General features: G+C 42.0%; 10 protein-coding genes. 3 read left to right on the plus strand and 7 right to left on the minus strand.

Annotated features, from left to right (window positions below; genetic code table 11):
* Positions 1-102 precede the first annotated feature (102 nt).
* The 3 genes from EAG18_RS14350 to EAG18_RS14360 form a co-directional block, all read right to left on the minus strand.
* On the minus strand, positions 103-867 hold the full coding sequence (locus tag EAG18_RS14350; protein WP_275557304.1) for a transporter substrate-binding domain-containing protein: 765 nt from the start codon (positions 865-867) through the stop codon (positions 103-105).
* Between the two features lie 141 nt (positions 868-1,008).
* The gene (locus tag EAG18_RS14355; protein WP_125253069.1) at positions 1,009-1,593 is read right to left on the minus strand and encodes a nucleoside deaminase; all 585 of its coding nucleotides are present in this window, start codon (positions 1,591-1,593) and stop codon (positions 1,009-1,011) included.
* A 50-nt stretch (positions 1,594-1,643) separates the two neighbouring features.
* On the minus strand, positions 1,644-3,026 hold the full coding sequence (locus tag EAG18_RS14360; RefSeq protein WP_125253070.1) for a PLP-dependent aminotransferase family protein: 1,383 nt from the start codon (positions 3,024-3,026) through the stop codon (positions 1,644-1,646).
* Between the two features lie 94 nt (positions 3,027-3,120).
* Here EAG18_RS14360 and EAG18_RS14365 point away from each other — a divergent pair, with 94 nt between their 5' ends.
* Positions 3,121-4,503: an aminotransferase class I/II-fold pyridoxal phosphate-dependent enzyme gene (locus tag EAG18_RS14365; protein WP_125253071.1), complete on the plus strand. Its 1,383-nt coding sequence runs from the start codon at positions 3,121-3,123 to the stop codon at positions 4,501-4,503.
* Positions 4,504-4,574: 71 nt separating this feature from the next.
* Here the strand turns inward: EAG18_RS14365 and EAG18_RS14370 are convergent, their stop codons facing one another.
* From EAG18_RS14370 to EAG18_RS14380, 3 genes are all read right to left on the minus strand, one after another.
* Entirely contained in the window at positions 4,575-5,402 is an 828-nt protein-coding gene (locus EAG18_RS14370) for a hypothetical protein (protein WP_125253072.1), read from the minus strand.
* Between the two features lie 15 nt (positions 5,403-5,417).
* The gene (locus EAG18_RS14375; protein ID WP_125253073.1) at positions 5,418-6,239 is read right to left on the minus strand and encodes a hypothetical protein; all 822 of its coding nucleotides are present in this window, start codon (positions 6,237-6,239) and stop codon (positions 5,418-5,420) included.
* A 174-nt stretch (positions 6,240-6,413) separates the two neighbouring features.
* Positions 6,414-6,701: a hypothetical protein gene (locus EAG18_RS14380; RefSeq protein ID WP_125253074.1), complete on the minus strand. Its 288-nt coding sequence runs from the start codon at positions 6,699-6,701 to the stop codon at positions 6,414-6,416.
* Between the two features lie 178 nt (positions 6,702-6,879).
* On the opposite strand from EAG18_RS14380, the gene EAG18_RS14385 reads away from it, so the two are divergent.
* Positions 6,880-7,953, plus strand: coding sequence for an SGNH/GDSL hydrolase family protein (locus EAG18_RS14385; RefSeq protein WP_125253075.1), 1,074 nt, complete (start codon positions 6,880-6,882; stop codon positions 7,951-7,953).
* A gap of 715 nt (positions 7,954-8,668) precedes the next feature.
* Positions 8,669-9,370 carry a hypothetical protein gene (locus tag EAG18_RS14390; RefSeq protein WP_125253076.1) on the plus strand — a complete coding sequence of 234 codons (702 nt, stop codon included), beginning with the start codon at positions 8,669-8,671 and terminating at the stop codon, positions 9,368-9,370.
* 255 nt (positions 9,371-9,625) lie between these two features.
* Here EAG18_RS14390 and EAG18_RS14395 read toward each other — a convergent pair whose 3' ends face one another.
* Positions 9,626-10,969, minus strand: a complete 1,344-nt coding sequence (locus EAG18_RS14395; RefSeq protein ID WP_125253077.1) for a DUF2254 domain-containing protein — start codon at positions 10,967-10,969, stop codon at positions 9,626-9,628.
* Between the last annotated feature and the right edge of the window lie 238 nt (positions 10,970-11,207).

Consider the following 11,207-nt stretch of genomic DNA (forward strand, 5'->3'; position numbering starts at 1 on the left):
GTCGATAACGAGGCAAAAATTTTGCTATTTAGTTGTTCTAAATGAGAAATTTTTAACGCTGTTAGCGTCAGGTTTACTCCTTCAAATTGAGCAAGTATTAAGTCAAATTGGTATTACTGAACGTATTTTCCACTTTTCAAGGATAGCCTGTTGTTGGCCATTTTGACGAAGCTCTGCCAACGAGTCTTGCAAACGTTTTGCTAAGTCATCTGGAAACTTTGCATTTACAGCAAGCGCCAGCTCACTTGGAAACTGCGCTAAGATAAGCTTATGCTCAATCGCTGAAGGATCCAACTTTAAGGCGCTCAGCTCTTTTTCTAACGTTAGGGTATTCGTTAAGACGAAATCAATTCGCCCTTTAAACAAAAGGTTCCACAGGCTTTCATAATTCGATACTAGTACTAATTCATACCCTTCAGTAAAACCATGTTGTTTAAGAAATGTCTCGCTATAATAGCCCCGAATTGTGCCAGTTCGGTAGCGTTTCGCGGCATCCAGGTTTTGGATAAGTGTTGGTGACTTTTTTAGTCCTATGAGCGAGGCAGACGCATGGCACATAGTCCCCAAAAATCTATAGTGCATCTCACGAGTGGGGGTTTTTAACCAAGATAACAGCGCTACATTTGACTGACTTTCAAATTGATGACGCACTCTAGCCATCGGCATTATTTCTATTTCAGCAACTAAATTCGCCTGTGCTGCAAGTGCTTGAGCAAGGACAACTAAACCACCATCCGCTTTACCTTCAGCGTTAATAAAATGATAAGGAGGCAAATCTTCCGCCACAAAACGAACCACAGCACGATTCTGTGCTATACATTGAGCCGAAACAAACAGCGCGATAAGCAATAATGCGACCCGAGTCATTTTATCTCTATAAGCTGAATAATCATATCATCAGTGTGCCTGTATTCACCTTGTAATTCAATTTAGAGTGAACCCTAACATTGCTCATCCAACCAGCATAAAGCGCAACCTCCTCACACTGGTGCCTTTTAACATCAGCGACTACTCACAACTCGCGCTTTTTACTGCGGCCACTCCCTGCCAATCTTCTAGATCTTGATTTGGCTTTTCGGCACGAAACCGCCCATATAGTTCAATCCCCAGCTGATCTTCGAGAATATCCACCTGCACGCCTTTACTTTCTAATAATGGCTCATTGCCTGATGCGTTAGTAATATCTCCAACTACTACACGTTGGAAGCCACGCATATAGAGTAAAGTAGCACACACATCACAAGGACTGAGGCTGGTAAACAAGGTTGTTTTGCTAAAGTCCATACGGCCTGCATCTCTAATCGCTGAGGTTTCACCATGATTGTAGGGGTGGCTCTCTTGCACCAAGGTGTTGTGTCCTTTACCAACAATTTGATTCGTATTGTTGTCAACAATCACAGCGCCAATTGGACATCCCCCCTCATCATAGCTTTTTTGTGCGAGTAACACGGCTATACGCATAAAATCACTATCTTCAAACTTACGAGCCAACTCATCATTGATTAATACTCCAAGACTTTGAGTTGGCATATGTGCAATTGCGTTAAGTACTGCTTGCGTGATAGTTGAGTTCGCATTAAGTAATGGTGTCATCTGTATTTTTTCCTTGTAATTTTAGCCATATCCTAACGCGGTAATTTGGCTCAATTATGGAGGACATAGTCACATAACTTATCTAACCAGGGTCTTACCTGCGCCAGTGGCCAACCACAATTTATACGAAGATGATCTTGGTATAAATCTCGACTAGTAAAAGCGCTACCAGGGCGTATTTCCACACCGAGTGTTGCCATATATACGACCAGTTGCTCACAATCAATATTAGGCAATTTTAACCAAAGCGCCATTCCGCCTCGTGGCGATGAGATTTTGCACGTACTCGGTAAATGTAACTTCAGATAGTCTCGATACGCGTGGCATTGTGATGCAAGCACTCGATTGAGCTCTCTCAAGTGACGTTGATAATGTCCGGTTTCGATAAAACGTGACACCGCTAATTGTAAGCAAGGATTTGGGATCCCATGGAATGCTTGTAAAACTCTACTTACTTGATTTTTGTAACGCCCAGCTTCACACCACCCTACCTGCAAACCCGGTGCTAAAGTTTTCGATACCGAGCTGCACCAGATCACATAGCCGTCTTTGTCCCACGCTTTGATGGGCAATGGCATTGTATGGTTGTGACTAAGCTCACCAAACACATCATCTTCTATAATGACAAGCTGATTGTCACTGGCAAACTGTGCCAACCATTTCTTCTGTGTAATAGATAGATTATGCCCAGTTGGGTTTTGATGATTTGCAGTGATCAAGCACGCGGAGACAGGCAGTTCCTTCACCACACGCTCAAGCTCTGCTAGATCTAGTCCCTCAGGGGTCGACGGAATTTCAATCACGTTGAGTCCCAATGCACCGAGTAATTGCAACAAACCTTGATAGCAAGGAGATGATACCACCACACAATCCCCCGCCACCGTTACCGCTTTGAGCGCAGCCATGACAGCTTGAATACAACCACTGGTCACGACAAGTTGTTCTGATTTTATTGCCAGGCCTTTTTGCTTAAAGTGGTTTTCTATACTGTCTTTTAATGCCGTAAGCCCTTTTGCATTTGGGTAATGAAAGTGGTGAAGTTGCGGTGAGTCAAAAGCCTGTTTCACGAATTTGGTGAGCCGCTGAGTTGGCATAAACTCCGGAGTTACCTGTGCGGTAGACAGCATCGTATTTAGGGTAAGAGAAGCACTGTCATCTATACGTTTGGGCGGCTTGATTTCACTATTAAATTGAGCAAAATCAATATGATTATTTGTGTAACTCGGTTTGCATATATAGAACCCAGACTTGGCCTGCGCGACCAAAAAACCTTTATCCTGTAACTCTTCATACGTTCGTATGGCGGTACTCATACTCACCTTATGTTGACTTGCAAACGTGCGAAGTGAAGTCATTTTTTCTCCCTGCTGACGCACACCATTGTTGATGTCAGTAATCACCTGCTCACTCAAAGCGATAAACTTTCTCGCCATCTGTACCCCTTAACTTTCACCTTTTTGTATCTGTACCTTATTTTTGCGTAAGTTACACTGAAATTCCAGTAACCGTTTCACACAAGGAACACACATGAAAGCAGCACCAAACGCATGGCATGAATTGCCGCAGTTACTCTCTGCATTTTCTGAACTCGCCACTGCATTTATTGAATCAAGTAAAAATCGCCCCGTCGTAGGACAAAATATTGCGCCGCCTGAGCTCTGCCTGAGTGACTCCGGCATGACAATTGAACAACTTGTTAAACAATTTAGTGAGCACATAGTCCCGAACCTAAGTGTCAGTACAGGACCGCGATATTGGGGATTTGTTACAGGTGGAGCAACCCCAATTGCCACTTTTGCCGATTGGTTGGTCTCGACCTATGACCAAAATGTGTCTAAAGGTGATGGCTCAATTGCAACGAATATTGAAAGGCAAACCATTCGCTGGTTAACCGAGTTATTTGAGCTACCCTCAAGTTTTGATGGCCTTTTTACCACAGGAGCAACTGCTGCCAATTATTTAGGGGCGGTTGTCGCTAGGCAATTTGCAGGCCACCAGCAAGATATTAATGTCGCAGAAGATGGTGTGTTTGGTTTAGATGTTGCCGTCTTTTGCGCAACTCCACATGCCAGCATGTTGAAAGCGTTAGGCCTTGCAGGACTTGGGCGCAATCAACTTATTCGTATAAAAACCCAGCCAAATAATGAAGCCACCGACATCCGCGCACTAGAATTAGCATTAGACAACAGTCAAGCTAAAAGCAAGATTGTGATCGCCAGTGCCGCTACCGTGACAGGAACGGATTTTGATGACTTAATACAAATCCGCGCCTTATGCGACAAACATCAAGCTTGGCTCCACGTCGATGCCGCCTTTGGTATTTTTGAGCGAATTATCAATGGCGCAAATGGACGCACTAAAGGGATTGAGCTGGCTGACAGCATTACCCTTGATGCCCATAAGTGGCTCAATGTCCCATACGACTGCGGTGTGTTTTTAACTCGCCATCTTGACTATTTAGTTGCCAGCTGTGACGTGCCAGCACCTTATTTAGTCACCTCAAAGTGTGAGCCTGATTTCTTTTCAATGGGAGTCGAGAACTCGCGTCGCTTTAGAGCACTGCCGGTGTGGATGTCGTTACTTGCTTACGGTAAACAGGGAATTCGCCAATGGGTGGGTAAGAATATCGACCAAGCCCAGCAACTTGCTGACTGGTTTGCATGCTCACCTGACTATGAATTGGTGTACTACGGCAAGCTCAACGTGGTGTTATTCAAACCTAAAGGTCAAGACGATAGCGCCACCAAACGATTACTCCAAGCAATTAACGCAGATGGCCGCATTTTTGTCAGCCCGGGTAGCTGGCAAGGGCAAAAGGTGATCCGCGCAGCCTTGAGCAATTGGCAAACTGAGCAAGTTGATATAGATATAGCAAAAAGCGCCTTAACTGAGATAATCAAAGCACTTTAATACCAATTTTTCGGGTTATTTAACCTGAAGTTTGGATAAGGAATGGGCTAACTCTCGTTTTTTTGCTCAGATTATTTAGAGATGCTCTGTGCTAATGTGCGGCTATACTCTTCAAAATCAGCGTTGGCTAGATCTCCAAGCCCTGCCACACCGTGAGCAATAAACTGAGGTGGGACAAACAAGTAAGTACGTTTTTTAAATTTCCAGTGGCGTACAATGTGCTTTGCTTGATGCCTTGTTTCATCTAGCCCAACCAATGAAAACAAATCCTGCCAGTCACTTTGCGTGTCAGAGGGTGTGTCTGCAACACTTTGTGGCTCAATGCTCAACAAAATAGCCGACGTTTGCGGCACCCCCATTAATAATTCACCGATAAAAAAAATGCTGCCGCTGCGGCATAATTTTTTCTGCTCTTCAGACATGGAAGATTGCTCTGCCGCCCTTGCGCTTTGGTACTGCATGCCATTAAACATCGACTTCGCAAAGGGTAATTGTTTTTCAGAAAACTCTCGATTCAAAATATGCTGGAACAAGGCTTTTCCAAGAGAGTTTCCCACACCATCATGGCTGAAGGTTCCTTCTTCCACGTTTGTCTCTATAAATAAACCGGATCCGGCCAAGATATTTTTTACCGCTTGATAGTTAAATATCGAAAATGGTTTCCGAGTCACTGGATTTATAGTTGATGTGACCGCCTTTGTCATGGCAGCAAAAAACACACTAATATCAACAAACGCACTCTTTAAGTCGACGTCAAAGCTTTGAATGCTATCTGCCGTTGCGCATAACATAATGTTACCCGTTTCATTAAACACATAATGTTTAGTGATTGGCGTGTAAATTGGTTGCTGTGTTGCCTGTATCGGCGGCGCTGTTTTACTAAACCATTTTGAGAACATTGCTTTCTCCCAAAATTAGTTGCCCTTTTTAGCCGCGTTGTCCACAGGAGCGCTTTTTGAAGGCGGCGCAATCACGCTACGCATAGACTCAATCAGATTATTAAATTCAGGATCTGACATTGCTTCATTCAACGACGCCGCCTGTTTCACAAAAGCGGGGGGCACAAATAAATAGACTGACTTGCAGAGCGTCAATTGTATTTCTGTATGACCGCCTTTTAAACAGGGACCCGCTTGCCAAATAGATTTAACATCACTTGCATTCGCAGAGATAATAATTGGTGAGATAGAAATAGCGCCAAGCAAATATTCACACACAAAAATAATGGTGCCGACCTTTTTGTCCTGACTATCTGAGTTTGCACTAATACTGACCGAGGCCTGCCCCATACCCGCTATCATATCCATCAACGACTTACCGATAGAAGCAAGGTTACCACTGAGCCCCAATAAGGTTTGGATAAGTTGACCCGATAAAGTTACACCGCTTTGCTTGCTTTCAAACTCGATATTGCTCTCTGTCACTTTGACAAACAGCCCCGAGCTTGACACCAATTTATTCAGCGCATCATAGTCATACAAGCTAGTTCCTGCCTGCGCCATGGCTTTAGTGAGTGCGGCAAAAAACACACTCACCTCACCAAAGGCACTTTCAGCTTCTTGTGGCAACACACTGCCACCTGCGGTGCTATTGAGCGTGCTTGCGATAAATAAATTACCGGTAGCATTGACGGCAAACTGCTTGGTAGCAGGTACTTCATTGGTATTTGTTGTGGTTAAGGCTGCCGCTCTTATTTGTGCATTACTTAGTACAGTACCGGGTTGCGAGTTTGGCATAATCGTTCCTTAGGGCATGATTTGGCTTGTGTTATTTTTATATTGTGTTTGAGAGCTGTCAGCTTTGTCAAAAAGCTGACAACACCAATAGGTTTTAGTGTAGCTGTATTTGAAGCGCTATGATATTTTTAATATTACTCATCACTCGTGCAATTTTGTAGCGTTACATGGCCGTTAACGCGCGTCAATATTAGTAGCAAAAATACGTTCAAACATGCCATGCATCACTATCAGGCAAAAGATCAATATACTTAAGTTAAGCGCCAAAAACCAAATGCCAACTAATAATACAGGGTGGATAAAAATGATAAACCACCACGCTGCTCGACCCAGCTGATAAAAGCTATTACTGCTATTTTTTTGTACGCCCAGTAAAACGACTTTCCAATGGAAAAGTGTCCAAGCCAGTGATGTGACAATCAACAGTGTCACTAATACATTGAGTAATATTCCCCCTACCACCCTAAACTCCTTATCGGATCTGTGTCAATACAAGCTAATCTACAATCACAGATGGATTTATACCATGTTTTAGGTACAAAAAACAAAGCTCTGTTGAATAAAATTCAACCTCTTCACCACTTAAAATGAACACAAAGCAGTTACAGTAATAGGCAAATAATTTCACAAGGAATACAACATGTTTAAAACCTTAATGACTGTTGCTGCGATTGCATCCCTAAATCTCGCAGTTGCCTCATCGCTCAGCGCAACACACCACGCTATTCACTATGAAGGGCGTGTTAATAAAAACTATGAAAATGGGCATGTCAGTTTTAACTGGCCAGGCACGCAGCTTCACACAAAGTTGACCGGCCGGGCTTTTCATATTGCACTAAAGGGTTTCGGCGACCAATTTGACGTGTTGATCAATGGAGAGTTCTCGAAAAAATTACTGACGGATCCCAGTGGCGCTACTCAAACTTTTACGCTTTTTGAAAGTACCACAGAAGAAACCGTTACCATTAAGTTGGTCAAACGCTGGGAAAACTATTCAAATAATGCACAGATCGTAAGTGTCGACGTAGAGGGAAGATTAACACCAATACAAACGGCTAAGCCTCACATTTTGTTTATTGGCGATTCAATTAGCGCTGGATTTGGTAGTGAATCTACCCAAAGGCAATGTGAATGGAGTGAAATTGTCGACTTAAGTAACGCGCGCCACGCATTTCCCTATATAAGTGCTCAGCAGTTGAATGCAAGTTTCACCCAAGTTTCATATTCTGGCCTAGGTTTGATCCGAAATTGGGGAGGCAACCAGCCTCATCATACGCTGACACACTACTATGATAAAATGTCTGCTGTATTTACTGATAACAGCAGCTTTGAAGATAAATTTCCTCAACTCATTGTAATTGAAGTGGGTACTAATGACTTTAGTACCGATCCAACCCCTAACGAGCCATGGGAGAATATCTCAGAGGTTAAAACACAATGGGTGGACACTATGGTTGCATTTACTAAACAGTTACGAGCCCGCTACCCTGCTGTGCCTATTATTTATATGCCACGCCCTGCCTACCCGTATAACTTTATTATTCCAGCAACGAATGAGGCAATAGCAAGACTCAAGCAGCAAAACATGTCTATGTTGTTTAGTCACGTCTTTGATACCCCTTTAGAGGGTTGTATTTGGCATCCAACCGCCACAGAGCATCAAAATATAGCTGATGACCTTACCACCTTTATTAAACAAATGCGGTTAATGTAGTTAAAAAGGTACTGTTCATTTGGTTAATACTGAATGTTTAGCGACAAAATCAGGGGATACTAATCAAGGTGTATTTTAACTGATTGTTGACGTTGCACCGAAACACTAGGGGCAGTGACGTGTACTTGCCCCTTTGCGTAACCGCAGTATATTTTCGAGATTTGTTTGTACTCGACAAAGTCATGTTGGTGGTGCAGCTTTATGGTATGTGCGTTTGTCGTTGTTGTCTCAACAATAACTTTTCGGTATCAAACGTTGCTATACAAAGTACAGCAATTTACCAGCGACCCCTATACGAAAATAACGGGGGTCAACGGTCAGACTATCTACTTCGAGTATTATTTTAAAAATAGTAACTTCAATGACAGCGGCAAGGCTTTGATTTTCAAGATATCCATAAAAATGACTTATCGCACCACTTATATCTTTTATGGTTCGAGATAAAGGCAGGAAAGTTGCAGGCCTTTACTAACTCTGCTTCAATTTTTCTGCAATTTGGAACATATTAAAATTCGCCCGCCATCACAGAAGCGTGATTCTTTAGCTTTTGGACTATACCTATCGCTTTCCTAAACATGTACCAGTTGATGGTCTAGAAACTGTCAATTTGTTGTCCTCAACACAACGCGATAATATGAAAAGTTTCCAAGTTTCATGGAAATACGATATAAATGACGTAAAAGTATTGCTTTTATTAACATCAAGGAGGTGCCAAATGTCATTAGCCAAGCACACACTAGACTTATCACTGACGGATAAAGTTTGGTTCAAATACGTTTCTTTAAAAAACAAAAACGAATTGACTGATAAGTCTGAAGTGTCGCTCAATTCTATAGCTGCTCTGGGTATGCTAAGTGGTCGCGCTGAGTTTTTATTTGCCTTACTAGTCTTTGCCTTAGCTATCACAGCGTCGGTTGTTGATGGAGCATACCCACGCTATATTGCTTTTCCAGCATGTTTATTTGCATTTTTAATTATCTTTTTTACCAAAAGAGTCATGCTGTATAAAAAGTTCGGGTTTGGCTCTCAATGGGTTATGGATGTATCAAAAGAACAGTTAACTATCTCACCTCAAGCAATTAAAGGAAGAGCAAGTGGCACGCAAAAAATTGCCAGAGAAAACATTAGCGAGGTTGTTTTTCACTATTTATTGTTAAAGGACAAAAAAAGTGGGAAACTCAAAACCACAGCCAATTTATGCTTTGCTGAAATCTTATTAAAAGATGGAACAAAAGTAGAGCTCAATGGCACCAGAATCGGATTTTTCGACTTACTCTACTTAATGGTATTTTTCGACTATCCCTTAGTTTATCGCAATACATCTGCAGGTGGCAGTTCAGATATCGCTATCATTTTATTACGATTACTCTCCCTTTCTGCTATCGCCGCAAGTCTTGCTAAGCTTGCGCTTAACTAACCTGATGTTTGGATCAAAGAATGTTCCAACTTATTGTTGCTAAAGCACAGCTTACCTTTTCCTTGTTTAGTCAGAGAATTTTAGGGAAAACACCGCATTCTGCTCTCGCTAAGGTGCCAACACCTTTTCGGCAAGGAGAGTTTATACACCAATAGCCCGCTATTGGAAGTGAATTAACGCAGTTAGCGTTAAAGCAGGCTGCTAGAAAGGCATTCATTATCCGCAGCTAAGGTTAACGAAACTGATTTGCGCTTGTTATTGTTTAAACTGGATAATAAGCGCTTCTCCCCTTGCGCCATCGATTTTCTTAATGGCTTCGAGCATTTCAACGATTCGTTGTCGATCAAATGGATTGGTAATAGTACCTCGGACATCATCGACGATGGCCTCTAAGTACTTGAATAAACTTTCAGTTGCTTGTCGATTGCCGCTAGAACGAAAAAGGATATTTTTAAATGCTTCCAATACGTTGACCATAACGTAGCCGTCTGACTTCGCATAGTTTCTTATTGGAGTAAAGTTGTCATGCAGTAGCTCATCAAAAGACGCTTCATGAATATATAAAAGTGGTTCATGTTTAGCGTGTTTCAAGGAGTAATTAACATCATAAATATCTAAACGTTGGATAAGTAAAATACTCAGCATATCAATCGCCTTTACCGCCGTGCCAGGATCATTAATCCCAGGGCTCATAGCCTTCACTGCAATCTCTGAGATTTGTGTTAAACCATAGCGATAGTGGTCACTGATATATTCTTCAACATAAAAAATAAAGCAGCTAAGTAACGCATTACGTAATGCTTCCTGCGCACTGAGATCTTTATCGCACTTGAGAAATGGGTAACCTTTAACGGTAAAAAACCCCTGCTTCACTGCAATATATATTTTTAGCTCATGCTGCTCGCATAATTGACACAGTTTATCGCTGTGGACACCCTTAAAATATCCCTCCTCTGTACTAGGTAAATGATACCAGCCAGAAAAATCAGGAAATTGCTCAATAGGTTGCTCTTGCTGTTTGGTAACAATATCCCGCATTTCATTTTTGGTATTCTTAAATAAGTCATTGAGTACATTATCAACCTGAATAGCTCGGGATATTGAATGGATAAAAAACACAAAAAAGCCTAAAGAGAGCAGACCAAAAAGCAGTGAAAAGAGGACACCCAACGCGGGGATCCCGGTTTCACCATTGCCCATACCACGAATATTTATCAGCATGATAATGGCATAAATAATACTTCCGAGATAAAACCCCAGTACCAACTGATGAGACTTTCTGGTGATCAGACCGGGTAAAACTCTAGGTGACAACCCTGCGCTAGCATTGTTAAGCACAATCATCACCATAGAAAAGCTAAATACCGTCAACGAAATAATACTACCAACGAGTGTACTTAAAATTGTACGAGCATTTTCTTCACTGTCGACCAGTACAATTCCAATAAACGCCTTGAAGTCACGAATAGGAGCTGCATACTCAATAGCTGTGGTAATTAACGCAAAAATAAAGAAAGTAATAGCTAGTAAAGAGGGGTAAAAACCGATACTACTTACCAGTTCTCGATAATTTTCTGCCAACTTGCGAGGTGTGAACATGGCTATCCTTTACACTTTAAGGTTCCAATTAGCTTAACCCTGCCATCTATTTTGAGGCAAGAGAAGCTTATTTAGTGAGCGGCCCTAAATGAAAAGTGCTTAACGTGATTAACGTCAAACCTATTCCCTCAATTTACATATCTATTAAGGACACCGTTATTACCTAGCCTAGCAAGGCTGATACAATAGGTTAAGTAAGTTGTATAAAGCTACCTCAGCAAAGCCCAACCAAATGGCT

The organism is Pseudoalteromonas sp. J010 (assembly GCF_003934235.1).
GTDB classification, from domain to species: Bacteria; Pseudomonadota; Gammaproteobacteria; order Enterobacterales; family Alteromonadaceae; genus Pseudoalteromonas; species Pseudoalteromonas peptidolytica.